Source organism: Rhizobium sp. CC1099 (assembly GCF_029714385.1).
GTDB lineage: Bacteria > Pseudomonadota > Alphaproteobacteria > Rhizobiales > Rhizobiaceae > Rhizobium.
In genome coordinates this window covers 3209195-3234386 of record NZ_CP121641.1, presented here as the reverse complement: position 1 = coordinate 3234386, position 25192 = coordinate 3209195, and the positions used below count along the sequence as shown (strand labels likewise).

Sequence of the window (25192 nt, the reverse complement as noted above, 5' to 3'; positions counted from 1 at the left end):
TCAGCCAGCCTTCCCAAGCAAACATTTCTCTTTGCTAATGTCCAGCCCGCCGGCGTCGATTCCCGCTATTCACAGGATTAGCTCGAATGGAGCAATACCTCCTTCGCGATCAAAAACCCTCCTTCTTCCGGCTTATAAGCACCCGCGGGAAAAGGTGAGACTCTCCAAAATGTGTTGTAAAAATATCGTTAAAATGGCCCGTCACAAGTTTTTGTTCATCTCCCGTTCAGAAAACGGTTTTGGAAAACCCCGATATGGGTCAAGCTGTCCGTGTGAATAAGGAGATACTGAATGATTCGATTGACCGCGGTGCTGACGTTGTTCTCAGTTTATGCGTTCACGATGTTTTTCATCGCAGCAATCCCTGAGACGCCGAACTTGCAAACCGCAGCAACTCTATCTGAAGACGCCACGCTTACGAAGTAAAGTATTTGATGGGGTTTTGGCTGGCTTGTGTGAGCCGTGTTGGGCAAGGGAGCAGTTTTGCGTCGTAACGCACGACTGCTCACGTCCTGGAAGATAACTCGTCAATCAGCGGTTTGACGAAGTCCTCTGTAATTTCAAGAGGATCGAATGGTGGGCGTGACAAGGATCGAACTTGTGACCCCTACGATGTCAACGTAGTGCTCTCCCGCTGAGCTACACGCCCATCCGATGGCGGCGCATAGATCACAAAACCTTGGGAGCCGTCAATAGGCTTTTTTGAAGTTTTGTGACCCGCCGCCCGCAAGCCTTATGCGGCAAGCATTTTGTTCACTTCATCGACGAGATCGCGAAGATGGAAAGGCTTGGAAAGCACCTTTGCATCCTTCGGCGCCTTCGAATCAGGGTTCAGTGCAACGGCCGCAAAACCGGTGATGAACATGACCTTGAGGTCCGGGTCGAGCTCGGTCGCACGGCGTGCGAGCTCGATGCCATCCATTTCCGGCATGACGATATCGGTCAGGAGCAGGGAGAAGGGCTCTTCCCGGAGCCTGTCATAGGCGCTTGCGCCGTTATCGTAGGAAAGAACCTTGTAACCGGCCTTTTCGAGCGCCTTTACCAGAAAGCGGCGCATGTCGTTGTCGTCTTCAGCGAGCAGTATCTTCTGAGTCATTATCCAGACCGATTGGTGAATAGGTTTTTGGTGGGAGGCGCCAGCTATTTACACTAGACTTTAGCCAGTAAACAACCGGTGAATTGCCTGCCCAAGGCTGTCATCCCCGCTACATAGTATGGACTTGCGGTGAGGCAACTGGCAACATGGGCGAAGCAGCCGTCCTGTGACATGGTTAAGAGGGAAAAAGGTGCCGGAAATTCGCGAGTACGAGCTTTTTGAGATCCGTGAGCCCGTGTCGCAGACCATTCCCTTCGTTTACAATTCTCCCCACAGCGGCCGCATTTATCCACCGGAATTTATCGCCCAGTCGCGGCTCGAAGGCATCTCCATCCGCCGGTCGGAGGATCACTATGTCGATGAGCTCTTTTCAGCCGCCAGCCTGCTTGGCGCCCCTCTGCTTCTCGCCAATTTCCCGCGCGCCTATCTGGATGTGAACCGCGAACCTTACGAACTCGACCCGCGCATGTTCGATGGCCTGTTGCCGCCTTTTGCGAACATCAATTCGCTGCGCGTGGCAGGCGGGCTCGGCACCATTCCGCGCATCGTTGCCGAGAATATGGAAATCTATGCCCGGCGGCTGCCGGTGCAGGAAGGGCTCGATCGGGTCGAGAGCATCTACAAACCCTACCACGCCGCGCTGCGCCGGCTGATTGCGCGCACCCACGTGCAATTCGGCTTCGGCGTGCTGATCGATTGCCACTCGATGCCGGGCAATGTCCGCGTCGCAGGCAGCAATGCGCGGCCCGACTTCATCATCGGCGACCGGTATGGTACCAGCGCATCGGCCGAACTTTCGCGTACGGCGATCAGTATTCTCGAGGAGATGGGTTTTACCGCCATCCGCAACAAGCCCTATGCCGGCGGCTTTATCACCGAGCATTACGGCCGGCCGGCGCGCGGGCTGCACGCCCTGCAGATCGAGGTGAATCGGGCGATCTACGTGGACGAAGTGACGTTGGAAAAGCACACGGATTTTCCGCTGATCGTCAACGCCGTCACAGGCTTCATGCGGCAGATGGCCAGCTACGTGGAGCAGTTTGCAACCGATACGGCGCTTGCTGCCGAATAAGCTCCCGGACAGTCGCTCAAAAAAGAACCGCGCTGTTCAGCGCGGCTAAGTCTAGGGAGGAAACACCCAAGGAGGGTATTTACAGTCAGAAGACTGTATGAAGAAGCTACTGCTGCGCTGCACAATTGTCAATCATTATTTTGCAATGCAAAATCTTTAGGCAGATATCGAGAAAATGCCTGGTAGATTTGCATTCGAACGCAACTCCGCTAAGAAATGCGTGCCACACCGCCCAAAAAACGGATCATCCATGCTTCCTGACCGCTCGTTCTTCAATCGCCTGGCGGAAGCCGCCAAGGCCGAGACACTGCCGCGATTCCGATCCGGCCTCGATGTGACGAACAAGCTTTCGAGTGGCTTTGATCCCGTTACCGAGGGCGATCGGGCAGCGGAAGCGGCAATCCGCAAGCTGATTGAAGAGCATTTTCCCAATCATGGCATTCTTGGCGAGGAACACGGCAATGTTGGCCTGGACCGTGATTATGTCTGGGTCATCGATCCTATCGACGGCACGCGGGCCTTCATTTCCGGCGTGCCGGTATGGGGAACGCTGATCGGGCTACAGAAGAACGGCCGGGCGATCATGGGCATGATCGAGCAGCCCTTCACCGGCGAGCGCTATTTCGCGGATGAGAACGGCTCGATCTATTGCGGACCGGAGGGCGAACGGCGCTTGAAGACACGCGATTGCGGCACGCTTTCGAACGCGATCCTCTTCACCACTTCGCCGCATCTCTTCACCGGCTTGGAAATGGAGAAATATCGTGAGATCGAACGCCAGGTCCGGCTCTTCCGCTATGGCACGGATTGCTATGCCTACGCACTTCTCGCGGCCGGCCATGTCGATCTCGTGATCGAAAACGGCCTCAAGCCCTACGATGTCGGCGGGATCATTCCGGTGATCGAAAATGCGGGCGGCATCATCACGACCTGGGACGGCGGGCGGCCCGAAAACGGTGGCTCGATCATCGCCGCCGGCAGCCGTGCTGTTTACGACCAGGCACTTGCGATCCTGCAGCGCTAAGTCGCCATCCGTTTAGACGCCGAATCCTTCGACCTCTTCAGCGGTCTCGGCGTCGCTGCCTGGAATAAACGCATGGAACGCGGCGAGTGCTGCGGCGCGGTAGGCGTCGCGCTCCTGAAAAATCTCGTGCCGCGCGCCATTGATGGGTACGAGCTGGGCTGCGCGGAAATAGCGCGAAAGCCGTTCCTGCGCGATATAGGGCACGACGCCGTCGCGGGTCGGGGCAATGACGATCGTCGGGATGGTAATCGAAAAGAGGTGGCTCGGCATGAGTACCTTGTCGATCGCCTTGAAGGATTCATGGACCCAGCGCGCGGTCGGCGGGCCGAGCATCAGTTCCGGATGATCCCTCATCATTGCAATGTTGCGCTCGAAACGCACCTCGTCCGATGTCAGCGGATTGTCCTGGAAAGGAAGCTCCCGTAGCTTGCGGCTCAATGGCAGCGAGCCAAATCCGAGCGAGCAAGCCGTCGCGGCCAGGCGGCGGATGGTCGATGCGGACGCTGCCTGGCCGATCAGGCCGATGAAGGGCGCGGAAAGCACCATGCGTTCAATGCGTGTTGCAAGATAGGGGGCCGCCGAAAGCGCAATCAGGCCACCGGTCGAATGGCCGAGCAGGTAGAAGGGCAGGCGGGTGTCGGGCAGCACCACCTTTTCCAGAAAGGTGTCGAGGTCTCGCTCGTAATCGGAAAAGCGCCTCACATGGCCATGCTGTCGTTTCTTGATCAGCCGTGGCGAGCCGCCCTGGCCACGAAGATCGAAGATCGCAACCCAGTAGCCCTTCGCCGTTAGATCGCCGATCGTCTCGAAATATTTCTCAATGTATTCGTTGCGTCCCTGCAGGATGACGACCGTGCCTTTTGCAGCGGGGGCATCGGAGCGGAACACCGCATAGCGCAGCTTCCAGCCGTCATGCGTCTCGAAATAGCCTTCGGTACGGTTTTCCGGGACCGGATTGTCAGGTGTCGAAATAAGGACGCTGTCCATGAGCCGCTGCTTTCGATGCCGCCTTGAGTCTAGGGGATAATGCACGGAGACGGAAAATCAACTGTTAAGCGCGGAGCGAATAAAAAGAGACCGGCGGGGCGATGTGAGGGGTGCCCGGCGCCGGCCGTAAAATCGGACTGAAGAAGAAGGGACGATGCACTTCAGCCATCGGGCGGTTTAATCACCCGACAGTTGCTACTTCTACAGAGGTGCTGCTGAACGCATGCCGAACCTCGCGTTCATGCCCCGTTCACCGGGCTTCAAAAGGGTCTTGAACTGCGGAAAGTCGATCACCATCTGAATTCTGCGGGTGCCAAACGGGTCCGCTGAACCGTCCCGAAGCTGCCGAATATGGGGTTTCAGGGGCATTATCGCAACACGTCGCTTCCTTAAGGAGGACATCATGCGTCACGTCGACTTTTCTCCACTCTATCGTTCGACCGTCGGTTTCGACCGTCTCTTCACCATGCTCGACAGCCTGGCTCAGCCGGATCAGGGCAATACCTATCCGCCCTACAATATCGAGCGCACCGGTGAGAACACCTACCGCATCACCATGGCCGTTGCCGGTTTCGACGAAAGCGAAATCTCCATCGAGGCTCAAGCTCACGCGCTGACCGTCAAGGGCGTAAAGAGCGAAGAGAACGCCGAGGGCAGTGAGTTCCTCTATCGCGGCATTGCCAAGCGCGCCTTCGAGCGCCGCTTCCAGCTTGCCGATCATGTCGAGGTGACCGCCGCTTCGCTGAAGAACGGCCTGCTTCATATCGACCTACTTCGCAGCATCCCCGAAGCCATGAAGCCACGCAAGATCGCGATTGCCGCAGAGCCGGTAAGCGCGCCGAAGGCTATCGAGGCTCAGGTCGCCAACTAACCGATCCCTCCCAGGATAGGAAAAGACAGGCGGCGCTCCGTTGGGGCGCCGCTTTTTGTTGGCCGCGGATCAGGCTGGGCTCGCAGCCTCTTCAGCTTCCTCTTTTGTTATCTGATGCGCAGCCGCTGCGGCATATTTTTGCGCGATCACCGCGCAGACCATCAGCTGGATCTGGTGGAAGAGCATCAACGGCAGAACGATGGCACCGATCGACTGGCCGGCGAAAATGACGCTCGCCATCGGCACCCCACTTGCCAGGCTCTTCTTCGAGCCGCAGAAGGTGATGGTGATCTCGTCGGCCTTGTTGAAGCCGACAAGGCGGCTGCCATGCATGGTGAGCAAAAGGACGATTGCGAGCAGCAACATGTCGAGCACGACGACGACCGCGATGTCTCTTACCGAGAAGGTGTGCCACAGGCCCTCGACGACCGCCGTGCTGAAGGCGAGATAGACGACCATCAGGATCGATCCGCGATCGACCGGCATCAGGATTTTCTTCTTCGCGCGGATCCAATTGCCTATCCAGGGCTGCAGGATCTGGCCTGCCACGAAGGGAGCAAGCAATTGCAGCAGGATCTGCTCCAGCGCGTCCCAGGAAAAGCCGCCATGGCCGCCGACGGAAAAGAGCAGGCCGACGAGAAGCGGCGTCAGGAACATGCCGAAGATGTTGGAAGCGGAGGCCGAGCAAATGGCGGCCGGCACATTGCCGCCTGCCATCGAGGTGAAGGCGATCGAGGATTGCACCGTGGATGGCAGGACGCACAGGAAAAGGATGCCGAGGTAAAGCGGCTGCGGCAGGATCGAATCCGGGATGAGGCCGAGCGCCATGCCGAGCAGCGGAAAGATGGCGAATGTCGTCAGAAGAATGACGAGGTGCAGCCGCCAGTGCAGGATGCCTGCAATGACGACGTCGCTGGATAGCCGGGCGCCATGCAGGAAGAACAGCAGGGCGATGGCAAGTCCGGTGGCGACGCCGAAATAATCCGCGAAAATGCCGCTTGCCGGAAGCAGCGAGGCAAGAATGACGGTGCAAACGAGCAGGATCGTGAAGGTATCGGGCAAGAAGCGGCGCATGATGCTTTCTCGGCATTTTTAGAATTTCGTTGTTTTGTCGTCCATTATGAATCAGGATGCAAGGAATAACAGTTATCGCGAATTGGGATGCCCATGCTTGATCTCACGCAATTGCGCAGCTTCGTCGCCGTCGAGCAGATGGGCAGTTTCACGCTCGCTGCAGAGCGTTTGGGTCTCGGTCAATCGACCGTCAGCCAGCACCTCCAGCGGCTGGAAACTTCACTCGGGCGAAGGCTTCTCGCGCGCGACACCCACAAGGTCGTGCTCACCGGAGATGGCGAGGCGCTGCTTTCGCATGCGCGCCTGATGCTTTCGATCGAAGGGCAGGTTCAATCGCTTTTCAAGGAGAACAGTCTGCGCGGCCGCCTCCGCCTCGGCGTCTCGGAAGACTTTGTGACCAGCCAGCTCCCGGCCGTGCTGGAGGATTTCGTGCGGTCGCATCCATCGGTCGATCTGGAGTTGACAGTCGCGTTGTCGGGTGCGCTTTACGAGATGCAGGACAATGGCGAGATCGATCTTGTGCTTGCCAAACGCCGGCTCGGCGATGCCCGCGGCCGGCTTGTCTATCGCGAGCCGCTGGTCTGGCTGGCGCGCGATCCGGACCATGTGCTCGCACAAGGGCCGCTGCCGCTGATCGCCTTCCCGCCGCCAAGTGTGACGCGCAGCATTGCGCTCGAGGCCCTCAGCCGAATGCAGGTGCCTTGGCGGATCGTCTGCACCTGCGGCAGCCTGAGCGGGCTTACGGCCGCGGCGCGGGCGGGAATGGGAGTACTGGTGCAGCCGCGCAGCATGGCCCCCTCGGGATTGAAAGAGATCGGCACGGCAAGGCTGCCGCTGCTGGAGGATGTGGAATTCGTGCTCGTGCCGCGCAAAGGGGCCGATCAGGCGCTGGTGTCGGCGCTTTCGGAGGACATTCTTGGGAAGGTGCGGGGCCTGCGATCGGGCGCACAAAAATAGAAACCCGCCGGGCGGCGGGTTTCGGGTGCTTGCCGATCAAGTTTCGGTTGCTTGCCGATCAATAGGGCGAAACGCACTGCCGGCGCGGGCCATAGTACGGCTGGAACGTATTATCCCAGGCCCTATAGGAGCGATATCGGCTGTAGCACCAGCGCGTATGACCGTTGCCGCCATAAGCATAGGAGGACGGGGGGCCATAGTAGCGTGGCTGAGCCAACGCACCGCCGACGATCGCGCCGAGCGCCAATCCGCCGATGATTGCGGCGGCGTCGTTGTCATTGTCATAATCGCGGTATCGGCGGCCATAATATCTGTTGGAGCGATAACCACGAGAACCGCCATAGTATGCGCCGCGATTGCTACGCATACTCTTAAGATAGCGGCGCCTAGCAAAATTGCTCCATCCGCTCCAGTCGCGATCCCGAACCTGCTCTATGTTCGATACGACTTTCGGCTTTTCGAGATTGATCGCAGGAAATGCCTCGGCAGGCGGAACACTGGTCAATGCAGTCACAGCTGAGATGAGCACGACAGCTAACTTTTTCATCGCTTTTCACCTTTCTAGCTATCAATGAAGTTGTTCCCGAAAAGTTCCAGCAGCAGCGGACGAATTTTAAACGGCGGTCGCTGTCAGCGGTTAACCGGTTGCCTGCCATTTTAAGCCCCTCTCAACCTTGTCGCTTAGCTATTTGGTTAGATTCCGGCTTCTACGTTAGGATCCAATCTGGTCGTCGTTCGGGGCAAGAAAGGACGGACCGATGATGTATGGCGCACTATTCGTATCCGGGCTGGTGGCCTGTGTAATGATGATCCTTGTGATCGGGCACGAAGCGGAAAAGGCGGATCACGGTGCCCCGCAATCCGCCGTCTACGGCCATCAGAACTAGGTGCTGCCGGGCTTTATGCCGCCAGGCACTTCAGGAAGCCGTCGACATCGGCTTTTGTCGTGGCGAAGCTGGTGACGAGGCGGATCAGCGTCTCGTTGTCGTTAACGAGGTCAGGCGTTGCGGCCGGAATCGGCCACTCGTAGAACGTCGCCCCCCTATTTTCAGCAGTTCTCGCCGCGCTCTTGGTGACGACGGCGAAGACTTCGTTGGAGGCGGTGGGCCAGGCGAGCCTGGCGGAATTGCTGGCGCCGATGCCGCCACGGAGGCCATCGGCCATGCTGTTCGCATGGCGGGCAAGATCGAGCCAGAGATCGTTGTCGAAATACGCGTCGAACTGGGCGGCGATGAAGCGCGACTTGGAGAAGAGCTGCGCCGCACGCTTTCGGATAAAAGGCATCTCTTTGGCCTGATCCGAATGAAAGAAGACGATCGCCTCCGCGCACCAGCAACCGTTCTTGGTGCCGCCGAAGGAAAGCATGTCCACCCCGCGTTTCCATGTCATTTCGGCAGGCGTTGCGCCAAGCGCGACGAGCGCATTCGCGAAGCGGGCGCCGTCCATATGAAGAGCCAGGTTCCGCTTCTTTGCGATGGCTGAAATCTCGCCGATTTCCGGCAACGTGTAGACCGTACCAATCTCGGTCGCCTGGGTGATGGTGATGGCACTGGCGCGGCCGTGATGCACGGCATCCTCAGGGAAGCCTGCTATCTTCGCCGAAAGCTTTGCCGGATCGATCTTGCCGGACGCACCGGGCACGGCAACAAGGCGGGCGGAGCCGGAGAAAAATTCCGGTGCGCCGCATTCATCCTCGATGACATGGGCCTCCGAATGACAAAAGGTGACGCCGCCGGGGCGCTGGACGCTGGCGAGCGAAAGGGAATTCGCAGCCGTACCCGTCGCGACAAAAAAGACGGCGACTTCACGCTCGAAGACCTCGCAAAAGCGTGCCTCGACTTTTTTATCGAGATCGCTGGTGCCGTATGCGGACGCGAAACCGGCGGAAGCCGAGAGCAGGCGTTGGGCAATAGATTCATGGGCGCCAGCCCAGTTGTCGGAAGCAAAATACATGGAAGAACCGTTAGGGAAATGTGGGGTTGGCAAGTTCGGCAGGGACATTACGCCAAAGCTTCACGCGATCAAACATCTGCGTCGCAATGCATCACAAAAATTGAATTCCGCAATCAATAAACAAAATAGTGCGGCGCCGGGTAATTTAATTTCGTCATTTTCGTCCGTTTGGCAATCTTCCGTCGCAAATCGACGATTTTTTAATCGCGCGCTCTTGCGGAGCGCATAGGTTTCTGGCATAGAACTGATGAATTAGGACAGTGTTGCTGTCCTATTTTGGCCTTTACGGCCGAAGAGGCGCCGAAAGCCCTGACCTTTGCAGGGTTTCACGCTATAGTCCACTCGAGCGCAGCCTTGGCAGCGCTGCGGCGACTGGCAGGCGCGGAGCGCGGCGGCTCGCTTTTGGCGGGCCAACGCGACCGGATCTTCGACAATGCAACAGCGCTGTCACGCGCCGAACCCCATATCAAGGGACGGCGCGCGACAAAGAGACGCCCGCTCGCGGGCTTTGACAGGAGGGAAAGATGACGAAGACGCCATCCACGGGTTTTGACCAGTTCGCAGCAGCAGACGCGCGCGCAACGGCCAATACGCGTAAATCCGCCTCCGGTTTGCCGCGAAAACAGGGTCTATACGATCCGCGCAACGAGCATGACGCCTGCGGCGTCGGCTTCGTCGCGCATATGAAGGGCCAGAAGTCGCACCAGATCGTCAAGGACGGCCTTTTCATCCTCGAAAACCTGACGCACCGCGGTGCCGTCGGTGCTGACCCGCTGATGGGCGATGGCGCCGGTCTTCTCGTGCAGATTCCGGACCGTTTCTTCCGTGAGGAAATGGCAAAGCAGGGCGTCATCCTGCCGAAGGCCGGTGAATACGGCATGGGCCATATCTTCATGCCGCCCGACGAACAGCAGATCGAGCACTTCAAGAAAGTGATCCAGGATGTGATCACCGAGGAAGGCCAGGTCTTCCTCGGCTTCCGCGACGTGCCGGTCGACAACTCGTCGCTCTCCAAGGCGCCGGATATCGCCGCCACCGAGCCGCATCATGTTCAGGTCTTCATCGGTACCGGCGAGGATGCCGCGACGAACGACGAGTTTGAGCGCCGCCTCTTCACGCTCCGCAAGGTGATCTCCAACCGCATCTACGACGAGTTCGAAGGCGAGGAGAGCAACTTCTACCCGGTGTCGCTTTCGTCATCCACCGTCGTCTATAAGGGCATGTTCCTCGCCTATCAGGTCGGCGCTTATTATAAGGACTTGTCGGACCCGCGGTTTGAAAGCGCGGTTGCCCTCGTGCACCAGCGGTTCTCGACCAACACCTTCCCGTCCTGGAAGCTGGCGCATCCCTATCGCATGGTTGCCCACAACGGTGAAATCAACACGCTGCGCGGCAACGTCAACTGGATGGCGGCGCGTCAGGCGTCGGTGTCTTCACCGCTCTTCGGCGAGGACATTTCCAAGCTCTGGCCGATCTCCTACGAAGGCCAGTCGGACACAGCCTGTTTCGATAACGCGCTCGAGTTCCTCGTGCGCGGCGGCTATTCGTTGTCGCATGCGGTGATGATGCTGATCCCGGAAGCCTGGGCTGGCAACCAGTCGATGGCGGCTGAGCGCAAGGCATTCTACGAATACCACGCTGCCTTGATGGAGCCATGGGACGGGCCGGCTGCTGTCGCCTTCACCGACGGCAAGCAGATCGGCGCGACGCTCGACCGCAACGGCCTGCGTCCGGCGCGCTATCTCGTCACCAATGACGATCGTGTCATCATGGCGTCGGAAGCGGGTGTGCTGCCGGTTCCGGAAGAAAACATCGTCCAGAAGTGGCGCCTGCAGCCCGGCAAGATGCTGCTGATCGATATGGAAGAAGGCCGCATCATCTCGGATGACGAGGTGAAGTCGCAGCTTGCGACCCAGCATCCCTATCGCAGCTGGCTCGACCGTACTCAGCTTATTTTGGAAGACCTGAAGCCGGTCGAACCGCGTGCGCTGCGCCGCGATGTTTCGCTGCTCAACCGCCAGCAGGCCTTCGGCTACACAACTGAAGACACGAGAATCCTGATGTCGCCGATGGCGACGACGGGTCAGGAAGCGATCGGCTCGATGGGTACGGATACGCCGATTTCGGCGATGTCCGACAAGTCGAAGCTGCTCTACACCTACTTCAAGCAGAACTTCGCCCAAGTCACGAACCCGCCGATCGATCCGATCCGCGAAGAGCTTGTCATGAGCCTGGTTTCCTTCATCGGGCCGCGGCCGAACATCCTCGACCATACCGGCATGGCCAACGCCAAGCGTCTCGAAGTGCGCCAGCCGATCCTGACCAACGGCGATCTCGAAAAGATCCGCTCGATCGGTCACACGGAAGACCGTTTCGATACCAAGACACTCGACTTCACCTATGATGTCGAGCGTGGTGCCGAAGGCATGCCGGATATGCTCGACCGTCTCTGCGAGCGCGCCGAAGCGGCGGTCAAGGGCGGCTACAACATCATCGTGCTCTCCGACCGTCAGATCGGGCCAGATCGCATCGCGATCCCGGCGCTGCTTGCGACCGCTGCCGTCCACCATCACCTGATCCGCAAGGGGCTTCGAACGTCGGTCGGTCTTGTCGTCGAGACCGGCGAGCCGCGCGAAGTGCATCACTTCTGCCTGCTCGCGGGCTATGGTGCTGAAGCGATCAACCCGTATCTCGCCTTCGACACGCTGCTCGACATGCATGCCAAGGGCGAATTTCCGAAGGAAGTGGACGCCAGCGAAATCGTCTACCGCTACATCAAGGCGGTCGGCAAAGGCATCCTCAAGGTCATGTCGAAGATGGGCATCTCGACCTATCAGTCCTATTGCGGTGCGCAGATCTTCGATGCGATCGGACTGCAGTCGGAATTCGTCGACAAGTATTTCTTCGGCACCGCAACGATGATCGAAGGCGTCGGGCTGGAAGAGATCGCCACGGAAACCGTTGCTCGCCATACGGCCGCCTTCGGCCGCGACCCGTTGCTTGCAAGCACGCTCGACATTGGCGGCGAATATGCCTTTCGCATGCGTGGCGAAAGCCATGCCTGGACGCCGGACGCTGTTGCAGCCCTTCAGCATGCCGTTCGCGGCAATGCCGAGGATCACTACCGCGAATTCTCCGAAATGGTGAACACCACGGCGCTGCGCATGAACACCATCCGCGGCCTGTTCAAGGTCAAGAGCGCAGGGCAGCTCGGCCGCAAACCGGTATCGATCGACGAGGTCGAACCGGCTGCCGATATCGTCAGGCGCTTCTCGACGGGTGCGATGTCCTTCGGCTCGATCAGCCGCGAGGCGCACACGACGCTCGCAATCGCAATGAACAAGATCGGCGGCAAGTCGAACACCGGCGAAGGCGGCGAAGAGTCCGACCGCTACATGCCGCTGCGCGATGGCTCGATGAACCCGGAACGCTCGGCGATCAAGCAGATCGCTTCGGGACGCTTCGGGGTGACGACCGAATATCTTGTCAATGCCGACGTGCTGCAGATCAAGGTTGCGCAGGGTGCAAAGCCCGGCGAAGGCGGCCAGCTGCCGGGTCACAAGGTCGATGCGACGGTCGCCAAGACCCGTCATTCGACGCCCGGCGTCGGGCTGATTTCGCCGCCGCCGCATCATGACATCTATTCGATCGAAGATCTGGCGCAGCTGATCTACGACCTGAAGAACGTCAACCCGACGTCCGACGTCTCGGTCAAGCTCGTCTCGGAAGTCGGCGTCGGCACGGTCGCCGCCGGTGTTGCCAAGGCGCGCGCCGACCACATCACCGTTGCCGGCTTTGACGGCGGCACGGGTGCGTCGCCGCTCACTTCGCTGAAGCATGCCGGCAGCCCTTGGGAAATCGGCCTCGCCGAAACCCAGCAGACGCTGGTGCTGAACGGGCTGCGCTCGCGTGTCGCCCTGCAGGTGGACGGCGGCCTGAAGACCGGCCGCGATGTCATCATCGGCGCGCTGCTGGGCGCCGACGAGTTCGGCTTCGCAACCGCGCCGCTGATTGCCGCGGGCTGCATCATGATGCGCAAGTGCCACCTCAACACCTGTCCGGTAGGGGTTGCGACGCAGGACCCGGTTCTGCGCAAGCGCTTCAAGGGCACACCCGAGCACGTCATCAACTACTTCTTCTTCGTCGCCAACGAAGTGCGCGAAATCCTGGCCTCGCTCGGCTTCACCAAGCTCGATGACATCATCGGCGCTTCGGAACTGCTTGAGAAGGACGAGATGCTGTCGCACTGGAAGGCCAAGGGGCTCGACTTCAGCCGCATCTTCCACAAGGTTGATGCAGCAAAGGAAGAGACCTACTGGACGGCGCGTCAGAAGCACCCGATCGACGACATTCTCGACCGCAAGCTGATCGAGAAGGCCGAGCCTGCGCTCTCCTCGAAGACGCCGGTCGCCTTCGAAGTCGATATCAAGAATGTCGACCGTTCGGCGGGCGCCATGCTCTCTGGCGAGGTTGCGAAGCGCTACAACCACCGCGGCCTGAAGGACGACACGATCAACGTCACACTCAAGGGGACAGCCGGTCAGTCGTTCGGTGCCTTCCTCGCGCGCGGCGTCACCTTCACCCTCATCGGCGACGGCAACGACTATGTCGGCAAGGGCCTTTCGGGCGGCAAGATCATCATCCGGCCCCCGGAGAACTCGAAGATCGTCGCTGAAGATTCCATCATCGTCGGCAACACCGTGCTTTACGGTGCGACTGAAGGCGAGTGCTACTTCCGCGGTGTTGCGGGCGAGCGTTTCGCGGTGCGCAACTCAGGCGCCATTGCCGTTGTCGAGGGCGTGGGCGACCACGGCTGCGAATACATGACGGGTGGCGTGGTGGTCGTGCTCGGCGCAACGGGCCGCAACTTTGCCGCCGGCATGTCCGGCGGCGTCGCCTACGTTCTCGACGAGGCCGGCGACTTCGCCAAGCGCTGCAACATGGCGATGGTCGAACTCGAACCGGTTCCCGAAGAGGACGACATGCTGGAGAAGCTGCACCATCACGGCGGCGATCTCATGCACAAGGGACGCGTCGACGTCTCCGGCGACATGACGCGTCACGACGAGGAGCGCCTTTACCAGCTGATCTCCAACCATCTGCACTACACGGGCTCGACTCGCGCCAAGCAGATCCTGGACAACTGGGTCGACTATCGTCCGAAATTCCGCAAGGTCATGCCGGTCGAGTACCGTCGTGCGCTCGAGGAAATGGAGCGGAGCCGGATGGGGATCGCCGCGGAGTGAGTGCTCTAAATCGCTAAATCAGCCACTGCTCTGACGAGCGGCATGGAGGATGCTGGAAAGAACGATGATGAAAAATCGGTTTTCGCTGCTTCATTCCTTCATCTCTCTGTGCCTCGCCGTCGCAGTTTCCGCCGGAACCTCTTTTGCCGGCGGCGGCCTTGAAACGGAATTCGTAGCCCTGGGCGCAGTCATGGGACTGGCCTACTGGTACTGGGGACCTTTGGGTCTTGGGCTTTAAGATGATGAGGGACGAAAATATGGGTAAGGTCACAGGGTTTCTGGAAATCGACCGGCAGGTGGCGAAATATCAGCCGGCGTCGGATCGTATCCGGCATTTCCGCGAATTCACGATCCCGATGTCGGACCAGGAAGTGCAGAAACAGGCCGCGCGCTGCATGGACTGTGGCATCCCCTATTGCCATGGCCCGACCGGCTGCCCGATCCATAACCAAATTCCGGACTGGAACGACCTCGTCTACAACAACAATTGGGAAGCGGCGATCCAGAACTTGCATTCGACCAACAACTTCCCGGAGTTCACCGGTCGTGTCTGCCCGGCGCCATGCGAAGAAGCCTGCACGCTGAACCTCGAAGATGCGCCGGTTGCGATCAAGACGGTCGAGCAGGCAATTGCCGACAAGGCTTACGAGCTCGGCTTCATCCGTCCGCAGCCGGCAACGGTCCATTCCGGCAAGAAGGTCGCGGTCATCGGCTCCGGTCCCGCTGGTATGGCGGCTGCCCAGCAGCTCGGCCGCGCCGGCCATGAGGTCCATGTCTACGAACGCGAAAGCCGCCCTGGCGGCCTGCTGCGCTACGGCATTCCCGACTTCAAGATGGAGAAGAACTTCATCGATCGCCGCGTCGAGCAGATGAAGGGCGAGGGCGTTACCTTCCATTGCGGCGTCAATGTCGGCGTCGACATGAAGGTCGACCAATTACTGTCCGATTACGATGCCGTGCTTTACTGCGGCGGCTCCGAAACGCCGCGCGAAGCCGGCATTCCCGGTATCGAACTTGCCGGCGTCCATGACGCGATGCCCTATCTCGTGCAGCAGAACAAGCGTGTCGGCCGCGAAAACATCGACAGCGTCGGCTGGGCGTCGGACCCGATCCTGGCGGGCGCCAAGCATGTGGTCGTCGTCGGTGGCGGCGATACCGCTTCGGACTGCGTCGGCACGGCGTTCCGTCAGGGCGCTGTGAAGGTTACGCAACTCGACATTCGTCCGCAGCCGCCGGAGAAGGAAGACAAGCTCGCCGTTTGGCCGTTCTGGGCAACCAAGATGCGCACCTCTTCGTCGCAGGCCGAAGGCGCCGTCCGCGAGTTCCAGGTGGCGACGCTGGAGTTCATCGGCGAAGACGGCGTGCTGACAGGCGTCACGTGCTGCGAAGTCGACGAGCGCCGCAAGCCGGTTCCCGGTACGGAATTCGTCATCAAGGCGGATCTCGCCTTTATCGCCATCGGTTTCCGCGGACCGTTCACTGACAGCGTGCTCAAGGAACTGGACGGCAAACTGACGCTCAACACCGACCGCCGTGGCTCGACCAATGTCGTTGCCAACGACCACGACTACAAGACTTCGGTCGACAAGCTATGGACGGCAGGCGACGTTCGCCGCGGCCAATCGCTGGTCGTCTGGGCGATCCGCGAGGGCCGCCAGGCAGCGCGTGCGATCGATGAAGCGCTGATGGGCTCGACGGTTCTGCCGCGCTGATTGCTCTCGCTTAAAGCCGAACAGAACGCGCTGCTCGCAAGAGGTTGCGGGCGGCCGATCATTGATCAGTCTGTAGGGCATCTGTTCAAGGGCTTCGAAAGGCGAGGCTCGACCGACTTCGAGTTCGAAGGCGAGCGTCATGAAAATTTCATCTCCATGCACCGTCGCTCGGGCAAAGAACTGAAGCTTATTTAGCCGAGACCTGCTTCGGCTCTTTCAGGGCCGGAAGACTGTAGTCGTCCACGCGTCCTGCCGGGGCCGGCTCCATCTTGCCCTCCTGCACGAGCATGTCGCGTGGCGAGTTCGCCAAAGTGGCCGGAGGCTGCCTGCCGCCGAGAAGCTCAGCTCCTCCATCGAGATTGGGGTCCGAAAGACTGATCGGCTGCGTATGCGCGACCGGGTCCGACGGCAGACCGAGATGGGGCAGGTTGCTGGTGTCGAGGCGCACAAGGTCGGGACTTGCCTGGGTGCCGAGAAGGCGGCGGGCCGGCTTTTCAACATAGAAGGCGACCTTGCGGCGTCCGGCCTGTGTCAGATTGATGCCGTCCGAGGTGCGCAGGCGCACCTGCTGACCATTGATGTCGGAACCGGTAACGACGAACTGTCCGTTCTCGTCCACGAAGCCATCCCAGATGTCGACGAATTCGCCACCGATGCTTTCCACCTGCTTGCGATAGAGCTGGTTCATCTGAACGGCGTCGGCCGTCATCGAGGGCGATTCGAAAGCAGGGAGTCCGACCCAAAGCAATGGTATCTTGCGGTTCGTTATTTCCTTGCCGAAGTTCAGCACACGCTTCTGATACTCGCCATACCAGGCGTCGGTGCGGAACTTCTCCTTGGCGCCGCCGATGACCATCTGCTGCCGGTCGTTGGCGCCGATCATGACGACGACCATCGCCGGCTTCAGTTCGTCCATTATCTTCAGGAGCTGTTCGGGCCAGTCGTAATAATCGTCGCGCACCAGGCCCGAAGAGACGTTGCCTCGGGCCTCTACGATCACGCCGGGCGAAGTCTTGAATGCTTCCGTCATGCCATCGCCCAGGCCGCTTGCGAGAAAATCGCCGACGATCAGGATCTTTTGGGCATTCTCGAGTTTCTGGACCACCGGCTCCTGAAGGACGGGCGCTACAGGCCGCGCAGTGGCGACGGTTGGGGGTTTGGGCGCAAGCGGCGTCCGTTTGCGCTGACGCTGCGGCGGGCGTCGAACCTCGGGCGGCGGCGCATAATCTTCGTTGATGTAGCGGCGGCCGGTGAAGAAATCGAAGATCGAGCGGCGGTAGTAATAGCGCTCCTGCGCGTCGGCAAAATCAACGGGCGCGGTGATGCCGAAGGAAAGCACCAGAGCGGCGGAAAGCAGCGTCCTCCAGCCCAGTTTCAGCCTGTCACCCGATCTACGCATCGTCATGCCCCATATCTCGCGACATTTTCGCATGGAGGGGACACGCACGTCCACTCTCCATGAAAGCTATGTCGCGGATTTCTCCTTTCTAGCGCCGGAGCGCATTCAGGAGCGGGAGCGAGGGTTTGCCATCGGCCTGCATGCCGAGGCGTTCTTGAACCGCCGAAATTGCGGCTTTCGAACCTGAACCGAAATTGCCGTCGACCTCGCCGTTGTAATAGCCGAGCGTCTTCAAGCGATTTTGCAGCTCGAATTTTTCCTTCATGTCGAGCGTGCCCTCCGGGCGCGGCCAGCGCTGTTTCATGCCACCATAACCGGCAATTTCATCGGCAAGCAGGCCAACGGCGAGCGCATAGCTGTCGGAAGCGTTGTATTTCTTGATCGTGAAAAAGTTCGCGGTCATCAGGAAGCCGGGACCGCCGGCGCCAGCCGGCATCTTCAGGACGGCCCTTGTTGAGCCGTCTCGAAAACCCTTGCCGTTGGGGCGGGTGACGCCCATCGCTGCCCATTGCGCGATCGTATGTGTCTTGCCTACCTGCTTTGCGAGGCTCGCCGGAACCGAGACTTCGTAGCCCCAGGTCCTGCCGGTGTCCCAGCCGTTCTTTGCGAGAAGGTTGGCCGAGGTCGCAAGTGCATCCGGCACGGAATTCCAGATGTCGCGATGACCATTGCGGTCGGCATCGACGGCATAGAGCAGATAGCTTGTCGGGATGAACTGCGTATGGCCCATGGCGCCTGCCCAGGATCCCGTCATGCCATCGGCAGAGATATCACCGTTCTGCAGGATCTTCAGCGCAGCGACGAGCTGCTTCTTGGCATATTTGGAGCGGCGGTCGTCCGCGTAGGCAAGGGTTGCAAGCGCGCGTGGCACATAGTGCAGCCGGTCGTCCTTTGTGAGGACTGCGCCGTAGTTCGATTCCATCGACCAGATCGCCAGTATGATGTTCTTGTCGACGCCGAAATGCCGTTCGATCGCCGTCAGGGTCGACGCATGCTTTGTGGCCATTTTGCGGCCAATCTCGGCTGTGTAGGGGTTGACGCGGGAGTCCACATAGTCCCAAATCTTGGTCGTGAATTCCGGCTGAAAGGTCGCCTTTTCAAGGACTGTCGGGTCCGGTTCGGTCACGCCTGCGAAAGCTTTCCGATAGGTTGCCTTGCTGATGCCATTTTGCGCGGCAGTTTGATAAAAGTCCGCGATCCACTTCTGGAACCGCTGGTCGGCCGCCGCGCTATCGGGAGCCAGACCTGCGGAAGCGGTCACCATGAGGGCGAGAGCAAGACCACGAAGGGAGTATTTGCGGTTCTGGGTCATCGGCAGTCGTATCCGTCATCTTCGTTGCACGTGCGGCGGAGTTGCAGTTTCCGGCCAAACCCGACACTACCGGAACGGAGTCAACAAATTCTTTACCATGACCGGCTTCTCCCGTCATCCTTTGCAAAACGGTAGCGATTCTAATCTAGTTCACCCTAAATAGCTTGAGTGTAAAAGCGATCCAGCCCCCCCAGGAGGTCTAAGTGGGACAGCAGAAAAAAGTTCGTAAAGCGGTATTCCCGGTTGCAGGTTTGGGGACACGCTTCCTCCCGGCCACCAAAGCCGTTCCGAAGGAAATGCTGACTGTCGTCGATAAACCGATCATTCAGTATGTGATCGACGAGGCGCTCGAAGCCGGCATTGAACACTTCGTTTTCGTGACCGGCCGCAACAAGCATATCATCGAAGATTATTTCGACATTCACTTCGAGCTCGAGCAGACGCTGCGCGAACGCAGCAAGCAGGCGGAAATGACGCTGCTCGCCAATCAGCTTCCGAAAGCAGGAACGGTCAGCTTCACCCGCCAGCAGGAGCCACTCGGCCTCGGCCACGCCGTATGGTGCGCCCGTGAGATCGTCGGCGACGAACCTTTCGCGCTGCTGCTGCCGGACATGATCATGAAGAATGAAGGCAAGGGCTGCATGAAGGGCATGATCGATCTCTATGCCCAGAGCGGCGGCAACATCATCGCCGTCGAGGAATGTGCTCCGGAGCAAGCGCATAAATACGGCATCGTGGGAGCCGGCGAACCGATCGGCGAGGGCTTCCGCATCACCGGCATGGTCGAGAAGCCGGCCAAGGGGACGGCACCTTCCAACTTCTTCATCAACGGCCGCTACATCCTGCAGCCTGAGATATTCAAGATCCTCGAGACGCAGGAGCGCGGCGCCGGCAATGAAATCCAGCTGACCGACGGCATGCTGAAGCTGCTCAAGGAACAGGATTTTGCAGGCTACCACTTCCGCGGCACGACCTATGACTGCGGCGCGAAGGATGGCTTCATCCTAGCCAATGTTGCCTTCGCACTCGAACGTGCGGATATCCGCCCGACCGTCGAAGCCGGTTTCAAGGCATTGCTGAAAGGCCTTTGAGCCTAGCGTTTCAGCTTGAGACCGACGCCGGCTCGCCATTGCTGCGAGTCGGCGCCCACATCGCGCGTCGTCAGCTCGTATCCCAGCGTGCTGGTGAAATCGAGATAGCGGTTGATGTTCCAGGTGAGCCCGCCGCTCGCCGTATAGACCGTCTCGTCGCTGCTGCCGCCGGACGGATAGTCCCGCAAAGTCACCCCACCCAGCACCGTTGCCTGGAGATTGTCGCGCAGCTGATGCGTGACCGCCGTTGTCAGTTCGTGCGAGATATAGCCGCTCTGACCAGCTGTCGTTGAGGGTTGGATGCTGGTCGATAGATCAAAACGAACGTCGGTTCCACGCAGCGGCGACCAGAGGAGGTTTGCATCGACGGTTGCGGTATCGATCGGTTCGAGGCGGCTATCGTCAAAGGTTGCGGTTTCGTAGCCGAGACCGACTTCACCCTTCAACTTTTCTCCCAGATCGACCTCGACGCCAGCTTTGGCGCCGTAGCTGTTGCCGGAGCGCGCAAAACCCGCCGAATCCCGGGTTTCGTCGTAGACAGTCTTACCGACCGAGGCCTCGACGAAGGGAATGAGGGCCGGCGAAAGCTCATAGCCGACACGGGTCCGAAATGTGCCGGACGTCTGATCGCGGTCGCTGAGCGAGATCCTCGTGCCGTTCGAAAGCACGGCGTCGGAGTAGATGGTCCGGGTCAGATCGAGTGCCGCGGTACCGCGCAGGATGCCGAAACCGCGCTCGATGGATGCGCCGGCTGAGAACTCCTGCACATCCGATTGCTGCTCGGCATCGGCGATTGCGTCAGGATCGTCGGTATCTTCCCGATAAAACCGGTATCCGCCCTTGATATGAGCGACCGTATCGTCCGGCAGGTCGAGTCGAAGGTCCCCGTCGATGTCGAAGGCGGGCTGTTCTTCGCCGGTACCGCTGACATTGCGCTGCCAAGTGCCCTCACTCGTGACGATCAGTTGATGGAGCGCCCAGTCGGAGGCAAGTGTTGCGTGGGCGTCGGTTTGGAGGAAAGCGCGCGTCTCCTTTGTCTCTCCGTCCTTCGTCGTTTCGGTGTTGATCGACTGGGTAACGGAAGGGCGCAGCACGAAGGTGCCGATGCGGATGCCCGGCGTCTCCTGGCCTGAGAGGTTTTCCTCCGGCTTGCGTGGCGCCCTTCTGTCATCGATTGCCGGTTCGCGGGTATTCAGGCGACGAATGTCCTCATCGAGAATGGAGCCGGTCGTCTCGCCGGACGGATCCTGATCAGTCGTCCCGGTTGCCATCGTTGTTCCGGCTTGTTGGTTTGAGCTGGGCGGTGTGCCGCTCATTCCATCGGCTGAGGGATTTGCGATATCGCTACCGTCGGCTGCGCCATTGGCGGGCAACTGCTGTGCATTCGGCGAACTGCTGTAGGACTGCGCGCTAGATGCAGACGAATAGCCGGATGTGCCGCTGCCGGTGCTGTTTTGCGCGGACTGAGCAAAACCAGGGTGAGGTGGAAGAAACAAAGCGAAGCAAGCGATAGAAGACACGGCAAAGCGCGCCGCGCAGAGCGGCGTCAAACTGCTCGTCTCTCTTTCCTTGGCCATCCGGATTCCGCGCGTGGCATGCTTCAATTCGTTACCCGAACGTAAACCCTCGTGGTTAATCATTCGTTGCGGCCGCGAGGCTCTGTTCACAGGTTGCAAAACGACGTGGGTAGACACCTCAAATGAAAAGCGCTAACGCAGGACCATGAGAAAAGCAGTCAAGCTTGTTGAGAACGGTGTGCTCGAATCCGCCAAGCGGACGATCGAGACGGAGAGACGCGGACTGGAAGCGCTGGAGCGCGCCTTGAGCGACGGTCTGTGGGAGCCGTTTTCTCAAGCGGTGGAGACGATCGGCAGTATCAGCGGTCGTGTCATCGTAACGGGTGTCGGCAAAAGTGGACACATCGGAACGAAACTGGCTGCTACCTTTGCTTCGACGGGCACGCCTGCGTTTTTCGTTCACGCTGCGGAAGCCAATCACGGCGACCTTGGGATGATCGCGAGCGACGATCTTGTGCTCGCCATATCCAAGGGCGGCGAAAGCGCGGAACTGCGCAGCATCATTGCCTATACGCGCCGATTTTCCATCCCCCTGGTCGCGCTCACGTGCAGCGAACACTCGTCGCTGGCGACGGCATCCGACATCGTACTGCTGATCCCGAACGAACAGGAAGCATGCCCGAACGGCCTTGCGCCAACGACATCGACATTGATGCAGCTCGCCCTCGGGGATGCGCTCGCGATCGCGCTGCTTGAAGCGCGCGGCTTCACGGCGCGGGATTTCCATGTCTTCCATCCAGGCGGAAAGCTCGGCGCCAGCCTGATGCATGTCGGCGACGTCATGCATACCGGCGACCGCGTCCCGCTGGTGGCGAAGGGGACACCGATGCCGGAGGCGATCCGCGTGCTGTCGCGCAAGCATTTCGGCTGCGTCGGCGTTCTGGACGAGGACGGGCGGCTCTGCGGCATCGTTACCGAAGGTGACATTGCCCGTAACTTGACGCGCAACCTGTCCGAGCTTTGCGTCGACGACGTCATGACGCGCACGCCGAAGACGGTCAGGCCGACGGCGCTTGCGACAAGCGCGCTGGCATTGCTGGAGCAGTATCAAATCGGCGCACTGATCGTCATCGATGACGATAACAAGCCGGCCGGCCTGGTGCATTTTCACGATCTCTTGCGGATCGGCGTCGCCTGATCAGAGCGGCTCGACCGTCAGGTCGCGCCCGTTGCTTGCGACCACCTTCACCTGCGTTCCGATGGGGAGGTTCGGGCCTGTCACCCGCCAGATCGTATCATCGATGCGGATGCGGCCGCGGCCTTCGGCGATCGGTTCTAAGAGCGTTGCCGTCCGGCCGACGAGACTTGCGCCCCGCTGATTGAGGAAGGGTTCGTCGGTCGCATCATGGCGAAGCGTCAGCCGGCGGCCAAGGAATGTCGCAGCAACGGCCAGGATGGCAAAAAGGATGAGCTGCGTTTCCCAGATCCAGAAGGCGGCATTCCAAAGCAGCAGCGACAGAACGCCGACGGCGAGCGCGGCAAGACCGATCCAGACGAGGAAAAAGCCCGGCACCATCATTTCGGCGGCAAGCAGCGCCAGGCCCACAATCCACCAGGTCCATGGTCCCAGTTCGGCAACGACGCGTGTCAGCATTCGTCAGCGCTCCGGGGCCTGGTTGAACGGATTGACCGGCGGGGTCGTGCGCGGCGGCACTTGACGCGGCCGCGGCGGGGAGGGCGGACTATTGCCGTCGCCGAAGATCTCCTTAGCGATTGCACCGATACCGCTCAGCGAGCCGATAATCGATGAGGCCTCCATCGGCATCAGGACAATCTTGGAATTGCCGGCCGTCCCGATGGCAGACAGCGCCTCTGTATATTTCTGCGCGACGAAATAGTTGATCGCCTGCACGTCGCCGGCGGCGATCGCCTCGGAGACCATCTTTGTCGCCTTGGCTTCCGCCTCGGCCAGACGCTCTCGGGCTTCCGCTTCGCGGAACGCTGCCTCGCGCTGGCCTTCTGCCTCCAGGATTGCCGATTGCTTGGCACCTTCGGCGCGAAGGATCTGAGCGTTGCGCGAACCTTCGGCTTCCAGAATTTGGGCACGCTTCTCACGCTCGGCCTTCATCTGCCGCGCCATGGCGTCGACGAGATCGGTCGGCGGACGGATGTCCTTGATCTCGATACGGGTGACCTTGATGCCCCACGGCTGCACGGCATCATCGACAACCCGCAGCAGCCGGTCATTGATCGCATCGCGGTTGGACAGAAGCTCGTCGAGGTCCATAGAGCCCATGACGGAACGGATATTGGTCATCGTCAGGTTAAGAACGGCGTTTTCGAGATTGGAGACCTGATAGGCTGCCTGCGCGGCATTCAGGACCTGATAGAAGGCGACGGCATCGGCGGCGACCGAGGCGTTGTCCCGGGTGATGACTTCCTGGGTGGGTACGTCGAGCACCTGCTCCATCACATTCATGCGGGCGCCGATGCGCTCGATGAAGGGCGTGATGATGTTGAGGCCGGGCTCCAGTGTGCGCGTATAGCGGCCGAAGCGCTCGATCGTATAGCGATAGCCCTGCGGCACCGTCTTGATGCCTGCAAAAAGCACAAGGATGACGAAGACGACGAGGGCAATAACGACGATATCGAACCCGCCTAAAATCATCACTCAGTCTCCTTCACCGCCTATGATCGCGGCGATCGTATTCAACGAGCGGGATATTCACAAGCGCACGCCAAGGTTTTAAACAACAGCCCGAAGACCGGGGCGCGGCTGGCAGCAGACGTCCGTCTCAGACCCAACCCAGTAGTTCGCGGCGCACGACCTTTTCCAGCACGCGCATCCCGTCCTCACTGTCGTTGAGGCACGGAATATGCGCAAACTTCTCGCCTCCGTTTTCATGAAAGGAATGGGCCGCCTGCTCGGCAATCTCTTCCAGTGTTTCCAGGCAGTCGGAGACGAAACCGGGATTGAGAACGGCGATGCGTCTGACGCCGTCTTGTGCCAGCTTTTCGACGGTCTTGTCGGTATAGGGCTGCAGCCATTCTTCCGGCCCGAAGCGGGACTGGAAGGTTATCATGAACTTCTCCTTCGCAAGGCCGAGCGTTTCGCGAAGCAAGTGGCCCGTCTTCTGGCATTGGAAGAAGTAGGGATCGCCCTGCTCGGAATAGGAGAGCGGGATGCCGTGAAACGAGGCGAGGATCACCTCCGGTTCCCAGTCGAGCCCCGCAAGATGCTTTTTCACCGAATTGGCGAGCGCTTCGATATAGGTTTCGTCGTCGTGATAGTCCGGCACCGTGCGCAATGCCGGCTGCCAGCGCATCTTCAAGAGATGCTGGAATGCCTTGTCGTTGACCGTGGCGGTCGTCGCTGCCGCATATTGCGGATAGAGCGGGAAAAGAACGATGCGGTCGCAGCCTTCCTCTTTCAGTGCGTTGATGCGCGAAGCGATCGAGGGCGTGCCGTAACGCATAGCCCAGTCTACCTTTACATTCGGCAGGTCCTTCAGACGCGCGGCCATGAGATCGGACTGGTTGCGCGTATAGGTGCGCAGATAGCTCTCGTTCTTATCCATGTTCCAGATCGTCTCGTAGGCCTTGCCGACCTTCTGCGGGCGGGTGTTCAGGACGATGCCGAAGAGGATCGGGTACCATTTCAACGGTGACCATTCGATGACGCGCCTGTCGGTCAGGAATTCGCGCAGATAGCGCCGCATCGACGTGTAGTCGGTGCCGTCGGGCGTGCCGAGATTGACGAGAAGGACTCCGACCTTGCCGAATTTGACCGGAGGATGCTCCGCCGGGAGGTATGAAGGTGCAATGGTCATCTTGGCCCCAACGTTTGATAGTCCCTTCCCGCTCATAGGCAGCCGGCGCGG

At 59.8% G+C, this 25192-nt stretch carries 22 protein-coding genes and 1 tRNA gene; 11 read left to right on the top strand and 12 right to left on the bottom strand.

Going from position 1 to position 25192, the window contains the following annotated elements:
• Window positions 1–291 precede the first annotated feature (291 nt).
• Window positions 292–426: a hypothetical protein gene (locus tag QA644_RS16260; RefSeq protein ID WP_022715855.1), complete on the top strand. Its 135-nt coding sequence runs from the start codon at window positions 292–294 to the stop codon at window positions 424–426.
• 148 nt (window positions 427–574) lie between these two features.
• Here QA644_RS16260 and QA644_RS16255 read toward each other — a convergent pair.
• Window positions 575–649, bottom strand: a tRNA-Val gene (locus QA644_RS16255).
• Window positions 650–733: 84 nt separating this feature from the next.
• Entirely contained in the window at window positions 734–1096 is a 363-nt protein-coding gene (gene cpdR1, locus QA644_RS16250) for a response regulator CpdR1 (RefSeq protein WP_003542883.1), read from the bottom strand.
• Between the two features lie 190 nt (window positions 1097–1286).
• Between cpdR1 and QA644_RS16245 the strand changes: the two genes are divergently transcribed.
• Window positions 1287–2168 carry an N-formylglutamate amidohydrolase gene (locus QA644_RS16245; RefSeq protein ID WP_283069537.1) on the top strand — a complete coding sequence of 294 codons (882 nt, stop codon included), beginning with the start codon at window positions 1287–1289 and terminating at the stop codon, window positions 2166–2168.
• A 250-nt stretch (window positions 2169–2418) separates the two neighbouring features.
• On the top strand, window positions 2419–3192 hold the full coding sequence (hisN, locus tag QA644_RS16240) for a histidinol-phosphatase (RefSeq protein ID WP_239596958.1): 774 nt from the start codon (window positions 2419–2421) through the stop codon (window positions 3190–3192).
• Between the two features lie 12 nt (window positions 3193–3204).
• On the opposite strand, the gene QA644_RS16235 is transcribed toward hisN, so the two are convergent.
• Window positions 3205–4179 (bottom strand): alpha/beta hydrolase, encoded by a 975-nt coding sequence (locus QA644_RS16235; protein WP_239596960.1) that lies wholly within the window; start codon window positions 4177–4179, stop codon window positions 3205–3207.
• 403 nt (window positions 4180–4582) lie between these two features.
• Here QA644_RS16235 and QA644_RS16230 point away from each other — a divergent pair, with 403 nt between their 5' ends.
• A complete protein-coding gene (locus tag QA644_RS16230; protein ID WP_074069662.1) occupies window positions 4583–5050 on the top strand; it encodes an Hsp20 family protein in 468 nt (155 codons plus the stop codon).
• 69 nt (window positions 5051–5119) lie between these two features.
• Here the strand turns inward: QA644_RS16230 and QA644_RS16225 are convergent, their stop codons facing one another.
• Window positions 5120–6124 (bottom strand): bile acid:sodium symporter family protein, encoded by a 1005-nt coding sequence (locus tag QA644_RS16225; protein ID WP_283069536.1) that lies wholly within the window; start codon window positions 6122–6124, stop codon window positions 5120–5122.
• 93 nt (window positions 6125–6217) lie between these two features.
• Here QA644_RS16225 and QA644_RS16220 point away from each other — a divergent pair, with 93 nt between their 5' ends.
• Window positions 6218–7081 (top strand): LysR substrate-binding domain-containing protein, encoded by an 864-nt coding sequence (locus QA644_RS16220; RefSeq protein WP_283069535.1) that lies wholly within the window; start codon window positions 6218–6220, stop codon window positions 7079–7081.
• Window positions 7082–7139: 58 nt separating this feature from the next.
• Here the strand turns inward: QA644_RS16220 and QA644_RS16215 are convergent, their stop codons facing one another.
• Window positions 7140–7628, bottom strand: a complete 489-nt coding sequence (locus QA644_RS16215) for a BA14K family protein (protein WP_283069533.1) — start codon at window positions 7626–7628, stop codon at window positions 7140–7142.
• 211 nt (window positions 7629–7839) lie between these two features.
• Here QA644_RS16215 and QA644_RS16210 point away from each other — a divergent pair, with 211 nt between their 5' ends.
• Window positions 7840–7968 (top strand): hypothetical protein, encoded by a 129-nt coding sequence (locus tag QA644_RS16210; protein ID WP_267285075.1) that lies wholly within the window; start codon window positions 7840–7842, stop codon window positions 7966–7968.
• A 13-nt stretch (window positions 7969–7981) separates the two neighbouring features.
• Here the strand turns inward: QA644_RS16210 and QA644_RS16205 are convergent, their stop codons facing one another.
• Window positions 7982–9034: a low specificity L-threonine aldolase gene (locus tag QA644_RS16205; protein ID WP_074069658.1), complete on the bottom strand. Its 1053-nt coding sequence runs from the start codon at window positions 9032–9034 to the stop codon at window positions 7982–7984.
• 524 nt (window positions 9035–9558) lie between these two features.
• Between QA644_RS16205 and gltB the strand changes: the two genes are divergently transcribed.
• From gltB to QA644_RS16190, 3 genes are all read left to right on the top strand, one after another.
• Window positions 9559–14280: a glutamate synthase large subunit gene (gene gltB / locus QA644_RS16200; RefSeq protein WP_283069528.1), complete on the top strand. Its 4722-nt coding sequence runs from the start codon at window positions 9559–9561 to the stop codon at window positions 14278–14280.
• Window positions 14281–14344: 64 nt separating this feature from the next.
• On the top strand, window positions 14345–14518 hold the full coding sequence (locus QA644_RS16195; RefSeq protein WP_156886478.1) for a hypothetical protein: 174 nt from the start codon (window positions 14345–14347) through the stop codon (window positions 14516–14518).
• Window positions 14519–14537: 19 nt separating this feature from the next.
• Window positions 14538–15992, top strand: a complete 1455-nt coding sequence (locus QA644_RS16190; protein ID WP_239596971.1) for a glutamate synthase subunit beta — start codon at window positions 14538–14540, stop codon at window positions 15990–15992.
• 187 nt (window positions 15993–16179) lie between these two features.
• On the opposite strand, the gene QA644_RS16185 is transcribed toward QA644_RS16190, so the two are convergent.
• Together QA644_RS16185 and QA644_RS16180 are read right to left on the bottom strand one after the other, a co-directional pair.
• Window positions 16180–17391 (bottom strand): DUF459 domain-containing protein, encoded by a 1212-nt coding sequence (locus QA644_RS16185; RefSeq protein ID WP_194730238.1) that lies wholly within the window; start codon window positions 17389–17391, stop codon window positions 16180–16182.
• A gap of 88 nt (window positions 17392–17479) precedes the next feature.
• Window positions 17480–18703 carry a lytic murein transglycosylase gene (locus QA644_RS16180; protein ID WP_194728184.1) on the bottom strand — a complete coding sequence of 408 codons (1224 nt, stop codon included), beginning with the start codon at window positions 18701–18703 and terminating at the stop codon, window positions 17480–17482.
• A gap of 203 nt (window positions 18704–18906) precedes the next feature.
• Here QA644_RS16180 and galU point away from each other — a divergent pair, with 203 nt between their 5' ends.
• Window positions 18907–19794 (top strand): UTP--glucose-1-phosphate uridylyltransferase GalU, encoded by an 888-nt coding sequence (gene galU, locus QA644_RS16175; RefSeq protein WP_074069654.1) that lies wholly within the window; start codon window positions 18907–18909, stop codon window positions 19792–19794.
• A gap of 2 nt (window positions 19795–19796) precedes the next feature.
• On the opposite strand, the gene QA644_RS16170 is transcribed toward galU, so the two are convergent.
• Window positions 19797–21371 carry an outer membrane beta-barrel protein gene (locus tag QA644_RS16170; RefSeq protein WP_283069524.1) on the bottom strand — a complete coding sequence of 525 codons (1575 nt, stop codon included), beginning with the start codon at window positions 21369–21371 and terminating at the stop codon, window positions 19797–19799.
• 145 nt (window positions 21372–21516) lie between these two features.
• On the opposite strand from QA644_RS16170, the gene QA644_RS16165 reads away from it, so the two are divergent.
• Window positions 21517–22509, top strand: coding sequence for a KpsF/GutQ family sugar-phosphate isomerase (locus QA644_RS16165; RefSeq protein WP_074069652.1), 993 nt, complete (start codon window positions 21517–21519; stop codon window positions 22507–22509).
• On the opposite strand, the gene QA644_RS16160 is transcribed toward QA644_RS16165, so the two are convergent.
• The 3 genes from QA644_RS16160 to hemH form a co-directional block, all read right to left on the bottom strand.
• Window positions 22510–22965, bottom strand: a complete 456-nt coding sequence (locus tag QA644_RS16160; RefSeq protein WP_074069651.1) for an NfeD family protein — start codon at window positions 22963–22965, stop codon at window positions 22510–22512. It lies immediately after the preceding gene.
• Window positions 22966–22968: 3 nt separating this feature from the next.
• Entirely contained in the window at window positions 22969–23979 is a 1011-nt protein-coding gene (locus QA644_RS16155; protein ID WP_283072406.1) for an SPFH domain-containing protein, read from the bottom strand.
• Window positions 23980–24106: 127 nt separating this feature from the next.
• The gene (gene hemH / locus QA644_RS16150) at window positions 24107–25141 is read right to left on the bottom strand and encodes a ferrochelatase (RefSeq protein WP_283069523.1); all 1035 of its coding nucleotides are present in this window, start codon (window positions 25139–25141) and stop codon (window positions 24107–24109) included.
• Between the last annotated feature and the right edge of the window lie 51 nt (window positions 25142–25192).

Bases quoted from the DNA above. Each gene is read 5' to 3' on its own strand.
- QA644_RS16260 (WP_022715855.1), top strand. From the start codon at position 292: ATGATTCGATTGACCGCGGTGCTGACGTTGTTCTCAGTTTATGCGTTC.
- cpdR1 (WP_003542883.1), bottom strand. From the start codon at position 1,096: ATGACTCAGAAGATACTGCTCGCTGAAGACGACAACGACATGCGCCGC.
- hisN (WP_239596958.1), top strand. From the start codon at position 2,419: ATGCTTCCTGACCGCTCGTTCTTCAATCGCCTGGCGGAAGCCGCCAAG.
- QA644_RS16235 (WP_239596960.1), bottom strand. From the start codon at position 4,179: ATGGACAGCGTCCTTATTTCGACACCTGACAATCCGGTCCCGGAAAAC.
- QA644_RS16230 (WP_074069662.1), top strand. From the start codon at position 4,583: ATGCGTCACGTCGACTTTTCTCCACTCTATCGTTCGACCGTCGGTTTC.
- QA644_RS16225 (WP_283069536.1), bottom strand. From the start codon at position 6,124: ATGCGCCGCTTCTTGCCCGATACCTTCACGATCCTGCTCGTTTGCACC.
- QA644_RS16220 (WP_283069535.1), top strand. From the start codon at position 6,218: ATGCTTGATCTCACGCAATTGCGCAGCTTCGTCGCCGTCGAGCAGATG.
- QA644_RS16215 (WP_283069533.1), bottom strand. From the start codon at position 7,628: ATGAAAAAGTTAGCTGTCGTGCTCATCTCAGCTGTGACTGCATTGACC.
- QA644_RS16210 (WP_267285075.1), top strand. From the start codon at position 7,840: ATGATGTATGGCGCACTATTCGTATCCGGGCTGGTGGCCTGTGTAATG.
- QA644_RS16205 (WP_074069658.1), bottom strand. From the start codon at position 9,034: ATGTATTTTGCTTCCGACAACTGGGCTGGCGCCCATGAATCTATTGCC.
- gltB (WP_283069528.1), top strand. From the start codon at position 9,559: ATGACGAAGACGCCATCCACGGGTTTTGACCAGTTCGCAGCAGCAGAC.
- QA644_RS16195 (WP_156886478.1), top strand. From the start codon at position 14,345: ATGATGAAAAATCGGTTTTCGCTGCTTCATTCCTTCATCTCTCTGTGC.
- QA644_RS16190 (WP_239596971.1), top strand. From the start codon at position 14,538: ATGGGTAAGGTCACAGGGTTTCTGGAAATCGACCGGCAGGTGGCGAAA.
- QA644_RS16185 (WP_194730238.1), bottom strand. From the start codon at position 17,391: ATGCGTAGATCGGGTGACAGGCTGAAACTGGGCTGGAGGACGCTGCTT.
- QA644_RS16180 (WP_194728184.1), bottom strand. From the start codon at position 18,703: ATGACCCAGAACCGCAAATACTCCCTTCGTGGTCTTGCTCTCGCCCTC.
- QA644_RS16170 (WP_283069524.1), bottom strand. From the start codon at position 21,371: ATGGCCAAGGAAAGAGAGACGAGCAGTTTGACGCCGCTCTGCGCGGCG.
- QA644_RS16165 (WP_074069652.1), top strand. From the start codon at position 21,517: ATGAGAAAAGCAGTCAAGCTTGTTGAGAACGGTGTGCTCGAATCCGCC.
- QA644_RS16160 (WP_074069651.1), bottom strand. From the start codon at position 22,965: ATGCTGACACGCGTCGTTGCCGAACTGGGACCATGGACCTGGTGGATT.
- QA644_RS16155 (WP_283072406.1), bottom strand. From the start codon at position 23,979: ATGATTTTAGGCGGGTTCGATATCGTCGTTATTGCCCTCGTCGTCTTC.
- hemH (WP_283069523.1), bottom strand. From the start codon at position 25,141: ATGACCATTGCACCTTCATACCTCCCGGCGGAGCATCCTCCGGTCAAA.